Origin of the sequence: Paraburkholderia sp. SIMBA_027 (genome assembly GCF_046535315.1) — a bacterium.
Lineage (GTDB): Bacteria > Pseudomonadota > Gammaproteobacteria > Burkholderiales > Burkholderiaceae > Paraburkholderia > Paraburkholderia tropica.
In genome coordinates, this window is sequence record NZ_JAWRWY010000012.1 from 86,117 (window position 1) to 107,142 (window position 21,026).

Consider the following 21,026-nt stretch of genomic DNA (forward strand, 5'->3'; position numbering starts at 1 on the left):
CGCATTCACACGCGAACGGCGCGACACTTTACGCTTCAGCTCACCAGAACTGATAACCCACGCGCACCTCGCCCTGTTGCGCCGAGGCATGCGTCGTGTTGATCAGCGCGTCGTAACTCAGCGACACGGTCAGGTTCTTGCGCGGATGCAGCGTCACGCCCGCGCCCGCCGTGAAATAGCCGCGCGGCAGGCTCGTGCCGGGCGCGGTGAATAGCGTGCCGTCGCTCGCGGCCACGCTCACGGCGCGGTTCGCGTCGAGCAGTTCATGCGCGTAGCCGATGCGCAATTGTGCGTTCACGGGCCGCAGCGCATCGCCGAATGCGCGATCGACGGTCACGCCCACATACGGTTGCAGGCTGCGCACGTTGTCGCTGCCCACGGCCAGATCCTGGCCGCCCGCGCCGCTCTCGCTGAAATCGTTGGCGTGGAAATATGCATAGCGCAGACCGACGCGCGGCGTCACCGTGAAGCTGCCGAGCGTCATCGGCAAACTGGCCTGGCCGCCCACGTTGAATTCCTCGCCCATGTGATCGCCTTCGGCGGTGCCGATCGAGCCAAACGGGCGTTTCTGCGAGAGGAAGTCGAGCCCGAATCCGAGCGTGGCGCCCAGATTCACGGCACCGAATGCGCGGCCGCCGTAGAGTGCGGCGCGCAGCGTGTCCGTGGTGCCCGAGTCGCCCGTGTTCGATTCGTCGATGTCGCTGTGGTCGTAACCCACCGCGACGCCCGCCGTGTACGCGCCGAGCGTCTGTTCGAGGCCCGCGAGGAAACCGTAGCGGTCGGCCTGGAAGCCCGGCGCGCCGCCGGTGCCGCCCACCTTGGTCTGGATGCCCGTGGCCGTGATCCAGCCCGCCGGATTGCCGGCGCTTGCCGTCGAACCATTCGACGCGCCATTCATCGCGGCATTGCCGAGGCGGCCGAGCAGCGCCGCGCTTTGCGCCTGGGCGGCCAGAATCGCCGAGGTGCCCGTGGCCGTGTAAATGCTCGTGTTGGTCGGTGCGACGACGGTCGTGCCGGTGTTCGTCCCCGAGAGCACGAGTTCGACGTCGTTCGCGCCATACGTCACCGCCGAAGCGAGCGTGCCGATATTCGACTGGCCCGTGCTCGTGACGCTGCTGAACGTGCCGCTCACGCCGCCCGTCGCCGAAACGAGCGTGTACGTGTGCGCCGAGTAGGTGCCCGGATCGTAGGTGATGGCCAGCACGCCGTTGAGCGTGGCCTTGCCGTTGACCGCGAGTTGCGACGCGGCGCTCGGGTTCACTTCGATGGCGAGCGTCGCGCTCGACGCCTGCGTATAGTTGCCGCCGATTGTGAGCGTGCCGATCGAGCCACCCGGTTCGACCGTGCCGTCGTTGGTCACGCTGCCCGCCACCGTGCCGTGGCCGCGCAGCGTGCCCGCGGCGTCGACGCTCGCATCGCCGCCGAGCACGGCCGTGGCGTTGTCGATATCGCCCACTTCGAGCAGGCCCGCATTCACTTCGGTGGTGCCCTTGAACGTGCTGCTGTTGCCGTTGAGGATCAGCGAGCCGCTGCCTTGCTTGACGATCGCGCCGGTGCCGGTGAAGCTGCCGCCATAGGTGCCGTTCGCGTTGGCGAGCGTGAGCGTGCGTGCGCCGAGACTGACTGTTCCGGATCCCGAAATATTTTGCAGCGTGGCGCCGGACGTCGTCGACGAGATATCGAGCGTGCCGTTCGTGGTCACGCCGCTCGACGCCGCGATGCTGCCCGCGCCGGAGAGTGCGAGCGTGGCGCCCGTGCCGATGACGGTGCCGCCGCTGTAGGTGTTCGCGGCCGTGAGCGTTTCCGTGCCGCCGTTCACGTTCACGCCGCCCGTGCCGCCGATCACGCCGCCGTACGTATCGGCGGCGTTAGTAAGCGTGAGCGTTTTCGCGCCGAGCGCGACCGCGCCGCTGCCCGACAGCGTCGTGATCGACGCGCCTGACGTCGTGCCCGAAATGTCGAGTGTGCCCGCGTTGGTCACACCGCTCGACGCCGCAATGCTGCCGCTGCCCGTGAGCGCCAGCGTGGAGCCGTTCGTGATCGACGTCGCGCCTGTGTACGTGCTCGCGCCCGAGAGCGTTTCGCTGCCCGTCACCGTGACCGCGCCGCTGCCCGCCACCGTGCCGCCGAAACTGCCGCCCGAGAGCGTCACGCCGCCGCTGCCGACCGACACGGTGCCGGTGCCCGAGAGATTGCCGAGCGTGCCTTCCACCTGCAGCGTGCCGTTGTTGACCACGTTCGCGATGATGATGTCGCCCGAGTCGGAGAGGATGAGCGTCGCGCCCGTCTGGATCAGCGTCGTGCCCGTGTAGGTGCTCACGCCCGTGAGCGTTTGCGTGCCGCTCGCGATGGTGAGGCCGCCCGTGCCCGAAATCGAGCCGCTGAACGTGCCGCTCGCATTGGTCAGCGTGAGCGTCTGGCCGCCGAGGTTGACCGTGCCGGTGCCCGAAAGACTCGCGATCGACGAACCCGACGTCGTGCCGGAAATATCGAGCGTGCCGTTCGCGGTCACCGCCGATTGGGCGAGGCTGCCCGTGCCGGTGAGCGCGAGCGTCGCGCCGCCCGCGATGGCGGTCGCGCCCGCGTACGTGTTCGTGCCCGAGAGCGAGACCGTGCCCGCGCCGACCGTCACCGCCGAGAAGTTCGAAATCGCGCCGCTGTACGTGAAGGCATTGCCCGAGCCCGGCGACATCGTCAGCGTGCTGGTGCCGGTGCCGCCGTCCATGTCGCCCGTGACGGAGGCCGCGCCGCCGAGGATCTGCACGGCACTGTCGCCGCTGCCGAGGTCGATGGCCTTGCCCGAGTCGTCGGCGCGGATCGTGCCGTAGTTGACGATGGTCGCGTCGTTGCCGCCCGTCGAGACCACGGCCTCCGTGCCGCCCGATTCGAGCGTGCCCGCGGCCTCGTTCGTGATCGACACCGTGAACGCGTTGGCCGCGCCCGTGACCGTAATCGCCCCCGCGCTCTGGCCGTAAATCAGCCCGCTGTTGTCGATCACCGTGTCGGCGTAAATGCCTTGCGTGGCGATGGGGTCGCCCGTGGTCGGGTCCTTGTCGAGGCCCGCGAGCGTGATGCCGCGGCCGAGACCCGCGTTGGGCGAACCGTCGATGTCGTTGGTCGCCGAGTTGTAGCCCGCGATCGTCCCCGAGTTGATGATCGTGCCGCCGCCCACGGTCACGCCTTCGCTGGTGTCGCCGTTTGCGTGCAGCGACTGGATCGTGCCGGTGTTCGTCATGTTGACGATGCCGTCGACGTCCACGCCGTCGCCGTCCGCGGTGCGGCCGTTGCCCGTGATCGTGCCGTCGTTCTTGACCGTCACCACTTCGTTCGCGTTGAAGCCGTCGATGTTGATGCCCGAGCCGTCGTCGCCCTGGATCACGCCGCCTTTGGCGTTGGTGACCGAGAGCGTGTACGCGCCGGAGGTGGTCACGTCGGTATTGCCGCCCGTGATGCCGTGACGCGCGCCTTCGATCAGGCCCGTGGCTTCGTTGGTGACGACGACGCCCGTGTTGGTTTGCGCGTCGATACCGTCGCTGCCGTCGTCGATGGTGGCCGCCGCGTTGTACGCGTAGATCGTGCCCGCGTTGTCGATGGTGCCGTTCACGCCGGGCCGCACGGCGTCGGCTTCGTACGCCTGGATCAGCGCGCCCGCGCCGTTGTAGACCGAGTTCGTGCCGGTGGTGATCGCATTGAAGTCGATCGCCTGCGCGCCGCCTTCGCTCGCGTTGTACGAAATGATCTTGCCGTAGTTGCTGAGCTTGACGCTGTTGTCGCTGTACTGCATCTGGATCGCGTCGTCGTCGGCGGCCGAGATTGTGCCGTTGTTGACGATCGTGAGCGTGAGCGGGTCCGACTTGTCGCGGATCGCGCGGCCGTCCGTGCCCGCGGCAACGGTGCCGGTTTCCTCGATCGTGCCGTTGTTCGTGATGGTGCCGGTGCCCTTCACGGCGATCGCGTTGCTGCCGTCGCTCACGTTGAGCGTGACGCCCGCGTTGACGGTGACCGTGCCGTTGGCAGCGAGGTTCTGCGAGCTGGTCGTATCGGTGGAGATCACGACGGTCGTGCTGGCAGCGTGGGCGTGGCCTTGCGCGATCACCGCCGTGACGAGCGCAACGATCTGCGCGATGCGCTGCTTGCGCAGCGTGTGCGACTGAGCGTCGAGCCACGATGCAGCGGGCGCGGCGTTGCCGATCTTGCGCGACGTTGCGCGACCCGCGCCGGCGCGCGTGCGGCCGTGCTCGGAGATCGCTTGCATGACGCCCAGCGCGCGGTTGAAAACGACACGGTAGAGGTGATTCATCGCAGCCTTTTTCTCGTTCTGTCGACGCCGCGCGTGACGCGTCGCCGTGGTGGACGGGCCAATCCGGGCGTGGCGGCCAGCGCACGAGTCAGGCAGGGGGAAAACACAGGCGGGCAGTCGGCGCAGGCGGCGCCGTCCTTGCACGGGGCGCCGGGGCCGATCCGCTTTTGCGTCTCTGCTGGTCGATGACGTGGCCGTGCAAGCTTCCTTGCAGCCGGAGGCACGGGTTCTCGATACGAAGATATTTCTTGTAAGCACGCGCGGCGTGGCGGGCGGTAAGGCGTGAAAGCCTGGCGCAGCGCGTTGGGGCGCTATTCAGCCACGCGGATGTGACCGATCCGTGACGTAATGTGAAAGGTTGTGATTACAACGTATTACGAGGGAGAAAGTTTCGCGTGCGAGCGGGAAGGTAGAGCGAGGGCGCGGGAAGGATTCGTGACAGCCGCCGCGCCCGTGCGTTGCACACGGGCGGATGAGAGGCGGCTGCGGATTCCGGCTCACGCAAGCGTTTGCGCGTGCCGGATTCGAAGCGGATCGGCCTCGTGGCGAAGCCGATCGATGGAAGAGCGCGTCAGCGCGTTACGGCGCTACTGCGGGCGCTACTGCGGGCACTACTGCGCGGCGATCACCGCGATTTCGACGAGCAGATGCGGCGCGGCGAGCCGGGCTTCGACGGTCGCGCGCGTGGGCGCTTGACCGGGCGTCACCCACGCGTCCCAGACTTCGTTCATGCCCGCGAAATCGCGGCCGATATCGGCGAGCCAGACTTGCGCCGAGACGAGCCGCGACTTGTCGATGCCCGCCTGGGCGAGAAAGCCGTCGATCTTCGCGAGCACGCTCCCGGTCTGAATCTTGACGTCGACGGTCGGATCGGCGGACGTCTGGCCGCCGACGAAAACGAGACCCGCCGCCTTGACGACGCGGCTCATGCGCTGACTGGTTTCGATGCGGACGATTTCGGTATCGGACATGGGTGCAGTGACTCCTGTGCGCTGCGCGAGCGCGGTTGAATGATGGGGAACGTGCGGGCTAGTGCGTGGCCGCGTGATCCACGGCGGCCGAAGGCGCTTCGCGTGTTTCGCGCCCGAACCGGTCGATGGCGAACGCGTCGAGCGGCACCGAAGGCGCGCCGTCGAGCATGAGTTCGCTTACGACCTGGCCGCAGGCCGGGCCAAGCTGAAATCCGCTGCCGCAATAGCCGAACGAGTAATAGAGGCCGCTCGCGGTGCGGCTCGCGGAAATCACCGGCAGCGCGTCGTCGGTGAACGCTTCGACGCCCGCCCACGCGCGGTTCACGCCCAGATCGCGCAGATGCGGAAACAGATCGACGACGGTCCGCGCGCTTTTCACGAGCCGCATGAAATCGACTTCGCCGTGCCGACCCGGCAGATCGGCGTGACCGATCAGCTTGCCGCCGATCACGACCGTGCCGTTGTCGAATTGCTTGAACGAGAGCGGCCGTCCGGTCGCGCCGAGCGTCGCGCGGCAGAACGGCGCAACGCGCTGCGTGACCATCAGCATCAGTCCTTCGGGATGCACGGGCACGGGCTCGCCCGCCTGGCGCGCGAGTTCGCCCGACCACGCGCCCGCCGCCACCAGCAGCTGGCGCGCCGCGAAGGTGCCGCGCGGCGTGTGCGCGAGCCAGCGTTCGCCGTGCGGCTCGATGCGCGCGACCGGCGTGCCTTCGATAAAGCGCGCGCCCAGCCGCTGCGCGGCGAGCCGAAACGCCGTGGTGGTGCGATACGGCAGCGCGTAGCCGTCGCGCTCGACCCAGATGCCGCCCGTCACGTGTCGTGCGAGCGCCGGTTCGAGTTCGAGCACGCGTTCGCGGTCGATCAGCGTTTCGTGCGTGAAGCCGTGCGCGTTCAGCAGCGCGACGCGCTCGCGGCATTCGTCGAGTTCCGCGTCGGTTTCGGCGATCTTCAGTTGGCCCGAGGGCACGAAACCGCCGTCGTCGCCGATCAACTCGGGCAGCGTGTGCCAGAGTTCGCGCGAGCGCAGCGCGAGGGGAATTTCGGGCAGCGGACGGCCGAGCGTGCGCACGCCGCCCGCGTTCACGCCCGACGAATGGCGCGCGACGTAATCGGCTTCGAGCACGATCACGCTCGCGCCGCGCCGCGCAAGATGGAACGCGCTGCTGGTGCCGTGCAGGCCGCCGCCGATCACGAGCACATCGGCTTCCTGCTGCGCGCGGGCGGGTTGCTCATTCACCGGCGAGTTCTCCGAGCGTGATCGGTTTGATCGGCGGACGGATGCGGTAGTAGCCGACTTCGTCGGGCTGGACCTTTCGGGCGTCGGCGATCACTTCCGTCACGGTCAAGCCGCACAGGCGTCCCTGGCACGGTCCCATGCCGCAGCGTCCGAAGGATTTCGCCTGATTCGGCCCGACGCAGCCGAGCGCGACGAAGCCGCGCAGTTCGCCCGCCGTCACTTCCTCGCAGCGGCAGACGATGGTGCTGTCGGCGGGAATGCGGTTGGCGTCGCGCGGACGATAGAGGCTGTCGAGAAACGGACGGATGCGCATCACGCGTGCGAGCGCCGCGCGGTGCGCATGGGCTTCGCGCTCGCGCGTGGCGGTGTCGAGCATGCCGAGTTGCGACGCGACGGCAAGCGCGGCGAGCGTACCCTCTTGCGCGGCCGCCTGCGCGCCGCCGATGCCCGCGCCGTCGCCGGCCACGAAAATGCCGGGCACGTCGAGTTCGCCCCAGGCGTCGGTCTGCGGCGTGAAGCAGAGTTGCGCGGGGTCCCAGCGATGCGCCGCGCGCAGCGCCTGCGTGAACTGCGTGTTCGGCACGACGCCTTGATGCAGCAGGATCACATCGGCTTCGATGCGTTGCGCGCGGCCCTGCGAAGTGAAGGTGAGCGCGGCGGCGCGCTGCGTGCCGTCCGCACCCAGCGTGCCTTCGATCGCGAGATCGTCGGCGCCTTCGTAGATCGGCACGCGCGCGTCGCGCAACGTGCGCAGCAATTGCAGGCCTTTGCTCAGGAACGGCCACGCGCGCAACGCCGCGAACAGATGCGACTTCGCGCGCCAGCGATCTTCGTGACGCGTGGTATCGACGAGCGCGCGGATCGGCACGCCCGCGCGCACGTACTGCCAGCCGAGCAGATAAAGCAGCGGGCCGCAGCCCGCGAGCACGGGTGGCGCGGCGGGCACTTCGCCCGCGCTTTTCAGGAGGATTTGCGCCGCGCCCGCCGTGAGCACGCCGGGCAGCGTCCAGCCCGGAATCGGGAAGGGCCGTTCGAGTGCGCCGCTCGCGAGGATCACGCGCTGCGCCGCGAAGCTGCCGACCTTGCCGTCCTTGAGGTAGTGGACCGAGCGCTCGCGCGTGACCTGCCAGACCGTCGCGCCCGGCAGATGGCGCGCGCCCGAGCGCACGAAGTCCTCGGCGATGGCCGCGCCTGCCGCGTAGTCGGGGCCGAGGATCTCCTTGCGGCGCGCGTCGGCGCGTTCGATCGCGCGGTAGATCTGCCCGCCGACGGCGTTCTGTTCGTCGATCATCACGACCGACAGGCCCGCGCGCGCGGCACGCGTGGCGGCGCTCATGCCCGCCGGACCCGCGCCGACCACGACGAGATCGACGGGTTCGGCGCGATGAAGATCGGCTTGCTGAGCGCTCGATGCGGTGTGGTCAACGGCCATCAGCGTTCTCCAGGGCAGCGGCGTTTTGTGTGGCGGCGGGCGCGGCGTCCTGCACGACTTCGGGCGGCAGATCGCGCGCGCCTTCCTGCGAGCGGATGCGCATGCCGTCGCGCACCTCGACCATGCAGCTTTGGCGCGCGGGCACGCCGTCGATTTCGACGAGGCATTCGAAGCACGCGCCCATCATGCAGTAGGGTGCGCGCGGCGCGCCCGAAACCGGCGTCGAGCGAAAGCGCGCGACGCCCGCGGCCAGCAGCGCGGCGGCGACGGAGCGGCCGCCCGGGACGCGCAGCGGCGCGTCGTTGAACCAGATGTCGACGGGCGCTTCGGCGTTTGCGAGCGGTTTGAATAGCGAGGAAGTCGATTGAGTCGGTCGGGCGGTCATGGCGGATCCGGTGAGCGATATCTAGTAAGCGTCAGAGCGCGGCTACGCGCGGGGCCGCGTCGGCCGCGGCGGCATCGAAGGCGGCGGCCCACTCGCGCGGTGCGTCGGGAAAGCGGCGCGCCGAGAGCGCGGGCACTTCCTCGGGCATCGGCGCGCCCGTGATCCACGGCGCGATGCGCAGCGCGTGCGCGGCGGCGAGTGTCACGCCGCTGTGGCAGGTCACGACGAACGCGCCCGGATGCACGGGCGATTCGTCGTAGATCGGAAAGCCGTCGGGGCTGTAGACGCGCAGCGCCGCCCACATGCGCACGAGCCGCACGTGTTGCAGCATCGGAAACGCACGCACGCCGCGCCGCGCGATGTCGGCGAGAATCGGCGTCGTCGTGAGATCGTCGAAGCCCGCTTCTTCCATCGAGTCGCCGAACTGCACGGTGCCTTCGTCGGTCTGCCGCACGTTGATGGTCGGATAGCGCAGAAACGGCGCGACGCGCTCGCTCACCAGCACCTGGCCGCGATTGGGCGCAACCGGCGCGAACAGGCCCGCTTGCGGCGCGAGCGCGCGGTTGCCGAGACCCGCGGCGAGCACGATACGGCCCGCGCGAAAGGTGCCCGCCGCGCTCTCGACCGCGAAGCCGCCGCGCTCCGGCACGATGCGCTGCGCGCGCGCGCCGGAGACGAGCCGCACGCCGCGCCGCTGCATCGACGTATGCAGCGCGCGCAGCAGCTTGAGCGGATTGACGTGGCCGTCCATCGGCGAATAGCTCGCGCCGACGACGGCGGGGCCGATGCCCGGCAGCCGCTCGCGCAGTTCGCGATGATCGAGCAGCTCGAACGGGTAATCGCCGATTTCGGCTTGCAGTGCGGCGAGACGCGTCTGGCGCTCGGCCAGTTCGGCATCCGAAAAGCAGATATGGAAGCCGCCTGGCTGGCGCAGTGCGACATCCACGCCGCTGTCTTCGAGCAGGCTGGCGGCGAGTTGCGGCCAGCGCACCGCCGAACTGCGCGACCAGCGCGCGTAAGGCGTGCGGCCATAGCCCTTGCCCTGAATCCAGACGAGGCCAAAATTGCCGCGCGAGGCGCGAAAGCCGCCGTCGTCCTCGTCGAGCACGGTCACGCGCGCGCCCTCGCGCGCGAGTCCCCAGGCGACGGCGGAGCCCACGAGGCCGCCGCCGATCACGAGCACGTCGGGGCTGGCGCTGGGGGTGTGAGTCATCGGGCTTCTCCGATCAAAATGCGGTCCAGGCCGACCATGCGGTCGAGCACCAGCATCAGCGCGACCGTGCCGACGATCAGCACCGCCGACACCGAGGTGACGAGCGGATCGATCGTCTGTGCGATCTGGTTGTACATGGCGACGGGCAGCGTGGTCGTGCCGGGCGTCGCGACGAAAATGGTCATGGTCAGCTCGTCGAAACTCTGGATGAATGAGAGCACCCAGCCGCCCGCGACGCCCGTGCGGATCATCGGCAGCACCACGCGGCGGAACGCGGTGAGGCGGCTCGCGCCGCACGAGAGCGCCGCGCGTTCGGCGTCGCGGTCGAGGCCGATCGCGGACGAGAGCGCGAGGCGCAGCGCATAGGGCAGCACGATCACGACATGCGCGGCGACCAGCGCCCAGAACGAACCGCTCAGATGCAGCAGCGAAAGAAAGCGCAGAAACGCGATGCCGAGCACGACGGCGGGAATCATCATCGGCGAGAGGAAGAAGCTCGTGAGCGCGCCGCGGCCCGGAAAGCGATAGCGCGCGATGGCGAGCGCGGCGGGCACCGCGAGCGCGACGCCGATGGTGGCCGCCGCGAACGCGAGCCGCGTCGAGAGCCAGAACGCCGAGACGATGTCGGCGTTGTCGAGGATCGCGCGAAACCAGCGCAGCGAGGCGCCGTCGAACGGCATCGAGATGTAGCCCTTGTCCGTGAACGCGACCAGCATCACCACGGCGAGCGGCGCGACGATAAACAGCAGAAACAGCGCGTTGAAGGCGAGGCCGAGAAATCCGTTGCGTTGCATGGCGTCTCCCTCAATCGAAGATGTGCTTGAAGCGGCGTTCGGCGAGACGGCTGCAACCCATCACGATGGCCACGTTGGCGATCAGCAGCAGCACCGCGATGCTCGCGCCCAGCGGCCAGTTCAGCGTGCCGAGGAACTCGTCGTAGGCGGCGGTGGCGACCACCTTGAGGCGGCGTCCGCCGATCAGCGCGGGCGTGGCGAACGCCGAGGCCGAGAGCGCGAACACGATGATCGAACCCGAAAGCACGCCAGGCAGGATCTGCGGCAGCACCACGCGGCGGAACACGCGCCAGCGCGACGCGCCGAGCGAGAGCCCAGCCCATTCCACTTGCGGATCGAGCTTTTGCAGCGTGGCCCAGACCGACATCACCATGAAGGGCACCAGCACGTGCGTGAGCGCGATGATCGTGCCGGTCATCGTGAAGACGAGGCGCACGGGTTCGTCGGTGATGTGCAGCGCTTGCAGCGCGTTGTTCAGCACGCCGTTGTTGCCGAGCAGAATCTGCCAGCCGAGCGTGCGCACGACCACCGAAATCAGCAGCGGACCGAGCACGATCAGCAGGCAGATCGATTGCCACGGTTTGCGCATGCGCGCGAGCACGATGGTTTCGGGCACGCCGAGGACGATCGAGAGCAGCGTGACCGCGAAGGCGAGCCCCGCCGTGCGCAGAAAGATCACACCATAGTAAGGATCGCTGATGACTTCGAGATAGTTCGATATCGTCCAGCCGCGCTGCACGCCCGCGAGATCGTTGAAGGTATGAAACGACAGCACCAGCGTGAGCAGCAGCGGCGCGAGCAGCAGTGTGAGAAACAGCACGAGCGCGGGCGCGGAGAGCAGCCAGGGCGCGGCGCCGCCGCGCGGATCGTCAAGCGTGGCCATGAGCGCTCTCCCGCGTGAGCACGCGCAGATCGTCGTCGGTCCAGGCGAGGCCCACTTCGTGACCTTCTTCCGGCGGCGGCGCGCCCGTGTTCGACTGCGCGACGTGCAGCCGCCCAAGCTCCGTATCGACGACGAGCAGCCACTGGTTGCCGACGAACACGCGCGTGGCGATGCGGCCGTGCACGCGCGCGTCGCCGGCATCGCCATTCGCGAGCCGCATTTTCTCGGGGCGGATATAGACGTGCACCGATCCCGCGACCTCGCGGCCTTCGTGCGGTACATGCAGCGTCGTGCTCGCCACGGCCACTTCGGCGCAACGCGGATTGCGGCGCAGCACTTCGCCCGCGAGCGAGTTGGTGCGGCCGAGGAAGGTGGAGGCGAACGGCGTCGCGGGGCGCTCGTAGGCGTCGAACGGCGTGCTCAGTTGCGCAATGGTGCCGCGATGCATGACGGCGATGCGGTCGCTCATCGTCATCGCCTCGACCTGATCGTGCGTGACGAGAATGGTCGTGATGCCGAGCCGCTTCTGGATCGCGCGCAGTTCGATGTGCATTTCCTCGCGCAGCTTGGCGTCGAGATTCGACATCGGTTCGTCGAGCAGCAGCAGTTCGGGCTGCATGGCAATGGCGCGCGCAATCGCCACACGCTGGCGCTGACCGCCCGACAGCTCCTTCGGATAACGCGCGTCGAGGCCGGAAAGGCGCACGAGCGCGAGCGCTTCGGCAATGCGTTCGGCACGTTGCGCGCGCGGCATCTTGCGCATTTCGAGCCCGAAGCCCACGTTGGCCGCCACCGTCATATGCGGAAACAGCGCGTAGCTTTGAAACACCACGCCGATGCCGCGCTTTTCGGGCCGCAATTGCGTGATGTCGCGGCCGTCGAGCGTCACGCGGCCGGTGCTCGGCGCGACGAAGCCCGCGATCATCTGCAACGTCGTGGTCTTGCCGCAGCCCGAGGGGCCGAGCAGCGAAAGAAACTCGCCGCGTTCGACCGAGAGGTCTAGTTGCTCGATCGCCGTGAAGTCGCCGTAGCGCTTCGAGATGCCTTGCAGGGTGAGAAAGCTCATGCGCGCAGTCCTTGAAAAGCCGTGGCCAGACGAATCGTTGCGTGCTCAACGCTCGACGGAGCGGTTCCAGCGTTCGGTCCACTCGGTGCGATGCTGGTTGATGGTGGTCCAGTCCATCGCGGTGAGCTTCGCGACCTGATCGGGGCCGTAGGGCACGCGCGCGGCGACCTCCGGCGCGAGCTTGACGGTCTTGTTGACGGGGCCGAGACCGATGGCCTGCGCCTGCATCGCCTGCACTTCGGGGCTCAGCAGGTATTGGATGAACTGCTGCGAGAGTTGCGGCTGGGCGTTTTCGGCGAGCGCGCACGCGGCCACCTGGAGCGCCACGCCGCCTTCCTTCGGGTAGATGAACTTAAGCGGGAAGCCGGTGTTTTGCAGCGCTACGGCGCGGCCGCTGCCATACGGCGCGGCGATCACGTCGCCGCCTTGCATGAGGCCGTCCATCTCGCCGGGCGTGGGCGCCCACGAGAGCACGTTCGGCGCGACCTGTTTCGTCATCGCCGCGAAGCCGGGGTCGATGTTCTTCTCGCCGCCGCCGTTCAGGCGCGCGAGCATCACGAGCGTGTGCAGGCCGTAGGTGTTGGTGATCGGCGGCACCCCGAGCTTGCCTTTCAGGCGCGGGTCTTCGAGCGCCTTCCACGAATCGGGCGCGGGCAGGCCGAGCTTTTTGAACGCATCCGCGTTATAGCCGATGCCGGTCGCCACCATGCCCACGCCCACGGCGTTCGGGCCGAGCCGTGCGAGCGGGTAGAGGTCTTTCATGACGGGCGCGTCGTCGACCTTGGCGCACAGGCCGAGCTGCATCGCCTGATACATGGGGCCGTCGTCCATCACCGCCACATTGATCTGCTGATGACCCTTCTGCGCCTGCAGCTTGGCGAGCGTGTCGCTCGAATTGCCCGCGACGTAGACGATTTTCACGTCGTGCGCTTTCTCGAACGGCGGAATCACCTTCTGACGATAAAGCTGCTCGTTCGAGCCGCCCACATTGGCGACGTAGAGCGTGGTTTCGGCGTGGGCGAGCTGGGTGCTGGCGCAGGCGGCGCTGAAGGCCAGAAGGGCGGCCGCGCGGGGCAGGGCGAGACGATACGAGCGGCGGCGCAAGGCGTGATCCATGACGACGATCTCCATTCGATTGTGGGGCCGGCGGCGTAGGACTCGTGCGCCGATGCGTTGCAGTCTCGCCCGCGTTATTCATATCGTCCAATACGAATAAAATAGCCATCTATGCACAGATGATATGGATCAGGGTTAAGCCCAGGAGGGTTGGCAATGAATCTGAAACACGTCGAGGCGTTCCGCGCGGTGATGGTCTCGGGCTCGATGACGGCCGCCGCGAAGGCGCTGTTCACCTCGCAGCCCAACGTGAGCCGCCTGATCGCGCAGCTCGAACGCGACACCGGCCTCAAGCTCTTTCAGCGCGTGGGCGTGCGGCTCATTCCGACGAGCGAGGGCGAGGCGTTCTTTCGCGAAGTGGAGCGCGCGTATGTGGGTCTGCAAGGGCTTGCGAACGCGGCGGCGCAGATCCGCAATCTGGGCAGCGGTCGGTTGCGCATCGCGGCGATGCCGTCGGCCGGTCTCACGCTCGTGCCGCACGCGCTCAAGCGCTTTCAGGACCGCTATCCGGGCGTGACGGTTTCGCTGCACGTGAACACGTCGGGCACGGTCAATCACTGGACCGCTTCGCAGTTCTGCGACCTGGGCGTGGCGGTCTATGTGAGCGAAGCGTCGAACTGCGAGGTCGAATTGCTCTCGAAGGTGGCGGCCGTGTGTGTGATGCCCGCGCATCACCGGCTTGCGAAGAAGCGCTCGATCCGTCCGGAGGATCTCGAAGGCGAATCGTTTATTTCACTGTGTCACGGCGACGGCACGCGTGCGCAGATGGACGAAGTGTTCGTGCGCGCGGGCGTGGAGCGCGTGCTCGCGATCGAGGCGCAATACACGGCGATCTGCTGCGAGATGGTGCGCAGCGGCATGGGCGTGACGCTGGCGCATCCGATCGTCGCGCGCGATTTCGCCGGGCCCGATATCGCGATCCGGCCGTTCGCGCCCGCCGTCATGTTCCCGATGTATCTGCTGTTTCCGCCGAACCGGCCGCGTGAGCGCCTCGCTTCGGCGTTCGTCGAGGTGCTGGCGGAAACGCACGATGCGCTTGTCAGCAAGCCGTCGGAGAAGGCGCGCACGCGCGGGTAGTGCGCGTGCGTCGCATGTCTACATCGACAGTTGCGGCAATGGCGACTCATTCGAACTCCGCAGGAATCGATCGAGTCGCTGATACGCCTCGATCAACGCCTGCCGTGGCGCGAGAAACAACTGCGTGTCGGCCTGCTGAAGAATGGGCTCGACCAGCGCGCTTTCGACCGGAGAAATGCGGCATGTTTCGTCGTCGCCCGCGCGCAGAATGCAGGTTTCCAGTGCGGCTTCGGCGTTCGCGAACTGCGCGATCTCGGTATCGCCGTAACCTTCGCATTGCACGTAGAAGGTGAGATAGACCATCCGCACCAGTTCGCTGACGAGGCGCGTGGTGCCCGCCCAGCTTTTGCAGGCTGCGAATGTAAGGTGATGCGCGAGCGCCATTTCGGTGGCCGTTTTTTCGTCCAGCGGGCGCTGCAAAAACTGGGGAGAAGCAGAGGGGAGCGGTGCGGTGGAGACGTTTTTGCTACGTGACATTAATACGGAAGTGGTGCGGCGAAGAGTGAGTGTGAGTCCGAAGATAAAGCGGCTTCACAGCGATTATGCGTGAAACCGCTTGAACGTGACGCCGAACCCGCATGTCGTGCGCTCGCGGGTGATCGGCAACGTCGTGCACAAGCATATACCAGACCGTCTGACACGAAGATGTTGCTCCGCTGACAATTTTGTTAAGTCGCAGATCGATCGACGTGGCCGAAACCGAGGCTGGCCTCAGATTGTCGCGGCCAGTCGTGGAAGCATGCAACGCGCGCGAGCCCATGTTTTAAGGGCCAACGCGCGTGCTTATCGCCTCACGGTGCTTCAGTGATTCAGTTCGTCCAGCCGCATGCCGTTGGTGCGCGGGCCGAATAGTCCAATCGACAAGGCGACCACGAACATGCACGCCGTGATGCCCGTGAACGCGCCCGCCACGCCGAAGTCGCGCAGCAACGCCGCGATGAAGAAGCCGGAGAACATCGCCCCGACGCGGCTCGCCGAATAGACGAGGCCATTCGCGCGGCAGCGGATAGCGGTTGGAAACAGCTCGGCCTGGTAGGCGTGATAACACACCGAGATCGTCTGCCCCGCAAAGCTGATCAACACGCCGAGCGCGATCAGCATCGCCACGTTGCGCGTTTGCGCGAACGCGAGGCCGCACACGATCACGACCAGCGCGCCGCCGACGATCAGCCACTTGCGTTGCAACCGATCGGCGTACAGCATCGACAGCATCGGCCCGACCGGCAGCGCGAACGCGATGATGAACGAGTAAAGCAGACTCTTCGTGATCGTGATGCCTTGCCCGATCAGCAGCGTCGGCACCCAGTTCGCGAAGCCGTAATAGCCGATCGCCTGACACAGATTGAACACGACGAGCATCAGGAAGCGCGATCGATACGGCGGCTGAAGCAGCTCGGCGAACGACGCGCGGCGATGCTCGGGCTGCACGATCACGGGATGCGGCGTCGGCAGCGGCGCACGCGATTGCGTGGCAACGATCGTCTCGATGCGCGAAACGATCTGCTCCGCCGCTTCCGGTTTGCCATGCGAAGCGAGCCAGCGCGGACTCTCCGGCACCGAGCGCCGCACGAACCAGACGAGCAGCGCGCCCGCCGATCCGGCCAGCACGACGATGCGCCATCCGTCGATGCCGAACACCGCGGTCGGCACGAGCCAGTACGAGAGGATCGCGGAGACCGGCGCGGCGGCGAACATCACCATCTGGTTGAAGGCCATCGCGCGTCCGCGCATGTGTTGCGGCACGAGTTCGGTCACGTAACTGTCGATCGTGATGATCTCGACGCCCACGCCGATGCCGGTGACGAAGCGCCAGAACAGCAGCGCTTCCGGCGAGGTCTGGAACGCCATGATCGCCGAGCCGATCGAATACCAGAGCAGCGAAATCGTGAACACGCTGCGCCGCCCGAAGCGGTCCGGCAGCCAGCCGAAGCAGAAGGTCCCGACGAAGAGCCCCGCAAACGTCGCCGCGATGAAACCCGCTATGCCGTTCCAGCCGAAGAACGTGTGCGTCGTCGTGGCGAGCACGCCGCTTTTCGCCATGCCGGGTGCGATGTAACCCGTGAAGATCAGATCGTAGATTTCGAAGAAGCCGCCGAGCGAGATCAGCAGGACGAGCATCCAGAGATGCCGCGTCATGGGCAGGCGATCGATGCGCGCGGCGATTTCCGCGCCGGGTTGAAGGCCGACGCGCACGGCATGCGGGACGAGCGGGACGGCGCCCGCGGGGACGGTCTGCTGCATGAATGTCTCCTGATTTTTTCCAAGAAATGGCATTTCTGACGAATGCTCATGGATGGCGTGAGGCGTTAGTCCGTCATGGCGGCCGCCGGTTGTTGCGCGCGTGATCGTTCATGCGTTCATGCGCTCACCCGCGCCTTGAGTCGCGACAGGATCTCCTGCGTGTGTTCGCCGACGCGCGCGAGCGCCTGGCGCACGCCCGGACGGCGGCCGCCCATCGTGATCGGCAGCAGCACGACGTCGGTCGTGCCGCCGTCGTCGGTTTGCATCGGCACGAGGCCGCCGCTCGCTTTCAGATGCGGATCGTCCATCAACTGATCGGGCCGCACGATCGGCGCATACGGGATGCCGGCCGCTTCGAGCTTCGGCGCAAGTTCGTCGACGTGGCGATGCTTGAGGATTTCGCCGAGACAGCTCAGCAATTCCGCCCGCACGGCGACGCGCAGCGCGTTGGTGGCGAAGCGCGGCGTTTCGGCGAGTTGCGGACAATGCAGCACATCGCACAGCGTGACGAACTGTTTGTCGCTCACGGCGCCGATGAAAAGCTGCTCGTCGTCGGCGAGCGTGAACACGTCGTAGACACTCCACGCCGAGACGCGCGACGGCATGGGCGGCGGCGCTTCGTTCGTCATCGCGAACTGCTGCATGTGTTGCGACGACAGAAACACGCAGTTCTCGAACAGCGCGCTTTGCACCTCCTGCCCGAGTCCGGTCGACTCGCGTTCGCGCAACGCGGCGAGCACGCCGATCGCGCCGAACATGCCGCCCATGATGTCGTTGACCGACGTGCCCGCGCGCAGCGGGCGGCCCGCGGGTCCGGTCATGTACGAGAGGCCGCCCATCATCTGCACGACTTCGTCGAGGGCGAGCCGCTTCTCGTACGGCCCCGGCAGAAAGCCCTTGTGCGAGACGTAGATCAGGCGCGGATTGCGCGCCGAGAGCGTGGCGTAGTCGAGGCCCATCTTCCGCATCAGGCCGGGGCGGAAGTTTTCGATCATCACGTCGCAGGTGTCGGCCAGTTCGGCGGCCGTTTCGCGGCCCTCCGGCGTGGCGAGATCGAGCACGACGCTCTTCTTGTTGCGATTGAACGAGCGGAAAAAGCCGATGCCGAGGCCCGGCAGCGAGCGCGTTTTGTCGCCGTCGGGCGGTTCGATCTTGATGACTTCGGCGCCGAGATCGGCGAGGATCATGCCGCACGTCGGCCCCATCACCATGTGGGTGAATTCGATCACCCGGACGCCGTCGAGCGGCAATCGTGTCGTGTTGGCCATGTCGGTTTCCTCAGGCGATCAGCGCGTCGCGCTTCGACGCGCGCGCGAAAGTGTTGGGCAGACCGGCGCGCCACAGTGCGCCGTGCAGGGTTTCGCCGTCGAGCCAGCGGGCGACTTGCGCGCGCAGATCCAGCAGCGCGGGCAGGTCGAGGCCCGTATCGATGCCCATTTCGGCGAGCATGAACGCGAGGTCTTCGGTCGACGCGTTGCCGCTCGCGCCCGGCGCATGCGGACAGCCGCCGATGCCGGCGAGCGTCGCGTCGAAGCGGTTCACGCCGGTTTCGAGCGCCGCGTAGACGTTGGCGAGCGCGAGGCCGCGCGTGTCGTGAAAGTGGCCGCACCAGAGACGATCGCCGGCGATCCTGCGAGCCTTCGCGAACAGGTCGTGCACGGCGCGCGGTCCGGCGTAGCCGACCGTGTCCGCGATGCTCACGCGATCGACGCCGGCATCGAGCAGCGCCTGCATGCAGCGCAGCACCTCGTCGGGCGCGACGTGGCCCTGAAGCGTGCAGCCGAACGCCGTGCCGATGCCGCCTTCGATCAGCGTTTTCGCGCCCGACGCGTCGCGCGCCGCACGAATGCGGGCGACCTCGGCGATGACCTCATCGGGCGTTTTGCGCAGGTTGGCGAGGCTGTGTTCGAGGCTCGCCGAAAGCGGCACGAGCAGCAGATCGGCCTGTGTTTCGAACGCCTTTTCGGCGCCTTTCAGATTCGGCACGAGCACCGACACCGACAGGTCCGGCAACGTCTTCGCGAAGGCGACGAGCGCGGCGGTATCGGCGAGCTGCGGCAACAGCCGGGCGGGCACGAACGAACCGACTTCGATCTCGCGTTGACCGGCCGCGTGGGCGGCGCGAATCCACTCGATCTTCTGTTCGGTCGCCACGATGCGCGGCAGGCTTTGCAGGCCGTCGCGAAGGCCGACTTCGCGGATCACGGCGTGGCTGGGAAGTGGGGGCATGAAGCTGTCTCCGGGAACTCGCCGGTCGTCGAATCGCCAGCGTCGTGCTAACTTTAGACATTCCCGAAAACTAGTAAAGCGGCATTCCGGAAGCACCAGGATTCCGATCCGGAATGTCACAGGAGACAAACACCTTGCGCGATCTCGACCTGAAAACCCTGCGGCTCTTCGTGGCCGTTTGCGATCATCACAACATCGCGCGGGCCGCCGAGGAGGCGCATATCGAGCCGTCGGCGATCAGCAAGCGGATCGCGCAACTCGAAGCGGACCTCGGCGTGCCGCTGCTCGACCGTTCGCGGCGCGGCGTGTCGCCGACCGGCGCGGGTCTCGCGCTGCTCGAACACGCGCGCACGGTGTTGTTCACCGTCGAGCGGATTGGCAGCGACATCGCGGCGTTTGGCGGTGGTTTGCGCGGTCGCGTAAGCATTTGCGCGTCGGCGTCGGCGATCGCGGAAACGCTGCTCGACGATGTCGCGTCGTTCATGCGCGAGCCGGCCAATGCGAATATCCGCGTGGACGTTGAGGAGCGGCAGTCGCACGAACTCGTGCGCCAGTTGCGCGAAGGCGTCGCCAGCATCGGCGTGTGCTGGGACAACGTCGATCTGCAGGGATTGCAGCATCGCGCTTACCGTCGCGATCGTCTCGCGCTGGCCGTGCATCCCGACCATCCGCTGGCGGGCAAACGCTCGATCGCGTTTCGGGAAACTTTCGCGTATGAGCATGTGGGGCTGCCGCCGACCACCGCCGTGCATGCCATGCTTCAACGCGCGGCGGCGAGCGAAGGCGCGGCGCTGATGTATCGCGTGATCGTGTCGAGTTTCGATGCGGGATTCCGGGTTGTGGCGGCGGGACTCGGTATCAGCGTGGTCCCGGAAGAAGTGGCGGCGACGTACACCAGGGTGTTCAAGGTGAAGACGATTCCGCTCGTCGATGCGTGGGCGGAACGTCGCTTCGTGGTGTGCTTCAGAAGCTTCGACCAGTTGCAACCCGCTGCGCAGCGCGTTGTCGATCATCTTGCGCGGCGTGCGGATGAGGCGGGTCGGACATCGAGACCGTGAGGCTTCGCTTACCGCGCCCGGGCGATCCGCCTCGCCGAAAGGATCGCTAACGGCGAGCACGTCACGCCGAACCGATCGACGTAAAGACCTAAGCATCGATCGGTCAACGCCTCGCTCGATGATCGGGAATTCCGGCACAACATGGCCTCCCCGGTCATCGACTCTTCACACGTAATGTGTGCGGACATTGCAGGCGATCGCGCGCGGGCGAGTCATCAGCTCCTGTTCGGGCGAAATGGATTTGCCCTTGAATGGCGCGATATTCGGATTCACCGAGTCGTCAATGAAAGCGAATTGGCCCGCAGGAGGCAGTGCGGCCGTGATCTGCGGCCAGAATCACGGCGCAATTCATGCCGTATTACATCGGCGGGGCGACGCCATCCTTTTCGACCACGACAAGCTTGCCGTCAAACGTGCTGGACGTCTTCGGAATCGCCACGACAAAGACCTTTTTGCCAGCGATCAATTCCGCGCGCGTTGCCGGGATCAGCGTGACGACCGGCACGTTGGCGGGCACGTTGATGGTGTTGGATCCGCCTTTGTATGAGAGTGTGAGATCGCGGCCGCTGGTGCTTTGCACCACGGTGTCCACGTTGGCATTCGTCATGGTGCTGTTCGCACCGAGGTCCCAAGCGTAGTGGCCTTCGCCCGTTCCGCGCGCCGCTTCAGGGAAGACCAGTACTTCCCTGGCCGTCAGTTTGCCGTCGGGGCCGGGAATCGCGGCTGCGCCGACATAAGAGCCGGGTTTGATGTCGGCAAGCTGGATCGCCTTCACGGCGTTGACACCGGCCGACTGCTGCATATCGATGGTTACCGTGTCTCCACTGCGCCGATGCACTTTGAGCGCGTTGCCGGCGAACGACACGATCTCGCCGCGAATGCGTTCAGGCTTATCGGCAGGCGTGCCTGCGAATGCCGCGCCGGCGAGCGTGAATGCTACAAAGCAAAAGGCAATTTTGAAATGAGTGGGCATAGTTGCTCCGAGAGCGGGTTGGGTCGAGAAGAAATCGGCTAATGGGCG

The 21,026-nt window shown here is 66.9% G+C and carries 17 protein-coding genes; 2 read left to right on the top strand and 15 right to left on the bottom strand.

Annotated features, from left to right (window positions below; genetic code table 11):
• Positions 1 to 40 precede the first annotated feature (40 nt).
• The 10 genes from SB764_RS22830 to SB764_RS22875 form a co-directional block, all read right to left on the bottom strand.
• Positions 41 to 4,300: an autotransporter domain-containing protein gene (locus SB764_RS22830; RefSeq protein WP_410865000.1), complete on the bottom strand. Its 4,260-nt coding sequence runs from the start codon at positions 4,298 to 4,300 to the stop codon at positions 41 to 43.
• A gap of 611 nt (positions 4,301 to 4,911) precedes the next feature.
• Positions 4,912 to 5,271: a RidA family protein gene (locus SB764_RS22835; protein WP_410865002.1), complete on the bottom strand. Its 360-nt coding sequence runs from the start codon at positions 5,269 to 5,271 to the stop codon at positions 4,912 to 4,914.
• Positions 5,272 to 5,329: 58 nt separating this feature from the next.
• The gene (locus SB764_RS22840; RefSeq protein WP_074983501.1) at positions 5,330 to 6,511 is read right to left on the bottom strand and encodes an NAD(P)/FAD-dependent oxidoreductase; all 1,182 of its coding nucleotides are present in this window, start codon (positions 6,509 to 6,511) and stop codon (positions 5,330 to 5,332) included.
• Entirely contained in the window at positions 6,504 to 7,943 is a 1,440-nt protein-coding gene (locus tag SB764_RS22845) for an FAD-dependent oxidoreductase (protein WP_410865004.1), read from the bottom strand. Before SB764_RS22845 ends, SB764_RS22840 begins: the two co-directional genes overlap by 8 nt.
• Positions 7,933 to 8,328: a (2Fe-2S)-binding protein gene (locus SB764_RS22850; protein ID WP_410865006.1), complete on the bottom strand. Its 396-nt coding sequence runs from the start codon at positions 8,326 to 8,328 to the stop codon at positions 7,933 to 7,935. The genes SB764_RS22845 and SB764_RS22850 overlap by 11 nt, the downstream gene beginning before the upstream one ends.
• A gap of 31 nt (positions 8,329 to 8,359) precedes the next feature.
• A complete protein-coding gene (locus tag SB764_RS22855) occupies positions 8,360 to 9,541 on the bottom strand; it encodes an NAD(P)/FAD-dependent oxidoreductase (protein ID WP_410865008.1) in 1,182 nt (393 codons plus the stop codon).
• A complete protein-coding gene (locus tag SB764_RS22860; protein WP_176079985.1) occupies positions 9,538 to 10,335 on the bottom strand; it encodes an ABC transporter permease in 798 nt (265 codons plus the stop codon). Before SB764_RS22860 ends, SB764_RS22855 begins: the two co-directional genes overlap by 4 nt.
• A 10-nt stretch (positions 10,336 to 10,345) precedes the next feature.
• Positions 10,346 to 11,218, bottom strand: a complete 873-nt coding sequence (locus SB764_RS22865) for an ABC transporter permease (RefSeq protein ID WP_074983511.1) — start codon at positions 11,216 to 11,218, stop codon at positions 10,346 to 10,348.
• A complete protein-coding gene (locus SB764_RS22870; protein WP_065062469.1) occupies positions 11,205 to 12,284 on the bottom strand; it encodes an ABC transporter ATP-binding protein in 1,080 nt (359 codons plus the stop codon). Before SB764_RS22870 ends, SB764_RS22865 begins: the two co-directional genes overlap by 14 nt.
• A 45-nt stretch (positions 12,285 to 12,329) precedes the next feature.
• On the bottom strand, positions 12,330 to 13,400 hold the full coding sequence (locus SB764_RS22875; protein WP_065062544.1) for an ABC transporter substrate-binding protein: 1,071 nt from the start codon (positions 13,398 to 13,400) through the stop codon (positions 12,330 to 12,332).
• A 156-nt stretch (positions 13,401 to 13,556) separates the two neighbouring features.
• On the opposite strand from SB764_RS22875, the gene SB764_RS22880 reads away from it, so the two are divergent.
• A complete protein-coding gene (locus SB764_RS22880) occupies positions 13,557 to 14,477 on the top strand; it encodes a LysR substrate-binding domain-containing protein (protein ID WP_065062467.1) in 921 nt (306 codons plus the stop codon).
• 18 nt (positions 14,478 to 14,495) lie between these two features.
• On the opposite strand, the gene SB764_RS22885 is transcribed toward SB764_RS22880, so the two are convergent.
• The 4 genes from SB764_RS22885 to SB764_RS22900 all read right to left on the bottom strand — a co-directional run bounded on the left by SB764_RS22885 (position 14,496) and on the right by SB764_RS22900 (position 18,947).
• On the bottom strand, positions 14,496 to 14,897 hold the full coding sequence (locus SB764_RS22885) for a hypothetical protein (protein ID WP_231957671.1): 402 nt from the start codon (positions 14,895 to 14,897) through the stop codon (positions 14,496 to 14,498).
• A gap of 381 nt (positions 14,898 to 15,278) precedes the next feature.
• Positions 15,279 to 16,718, bottom strand: a complete 1,440-nt coding sequence (locus tag SB764_RS22890) for an MFS transporter (protein WP_065062463.1) — start codon at positions 16,716 to 16,718, stop codon at positions 15,279 to 15,281.
• Positions 16,719 to 16,834: 116 nt separating this feature from the next.
• Positions 16,835 to 17,986, bottom strand: coding sequence for a CaiB/BaiF CoA transferase family protein (locus tag SB764_RS22895; RefSeq protein WP_110327455.1), 1,152 nt, complete (start codon positions 17,984 to 17,986; stop codon positions 16,835 to 16,837).
• A gap of 10 nt (positions 17,987 to 17,996) precedes the next feature.
• Positions 17,997 to 18,947 carry a hydroxymethylglutaryl-CoA lyase gene (locus tag SB764_RS22900; RefSeq protein WP_410865012.1) on the bottom strand — a complete coding sequence of 317 codons (951 nt, stop codon included), beginning with the start codon at positions 18,945 to 18,947 and terminating at the stop codon, positions 17,997 to 17,999.
• Between the two features lie 134 nt (positions 18,948 to 19,081).
• On the opposite strand from SB764_RS22900, the gene SB764_RS22905 reads away from it, so the two are divergent.
• Positions 19,082 to 20,005 carry a LysR family transcriptional regulator gene (locus SB764_RS22905; protein WP_183715207.1) on the top strand — a complete coding sequence of 308 codons (924 nt, stop codon included), beginning with the start codon at positions 19,082 to 19,084 and terminating at the stop codon, positions 20,003 to 20,005.
• A gap of 358 nt (positions 20,006 to 20,363) precedes the next feature.
• Here the strand turns inward: SB764_RS22905 and SB764_RS22910 are convergent, their stop codons facing one another.
• Positions 20,364 to 20,978: a hypothetical protein gene (locus tag SB764_RS22910; protein WP_065062455.1), complete on the bottom strand. Its 615-nt coding sequence runs from the start codon at positions 20,976 to 20,978 to the stop codon at positions 20,364 to 20,366.
• Positions 20,979 to 21,026: the final 48 nt, after the last annotated feature.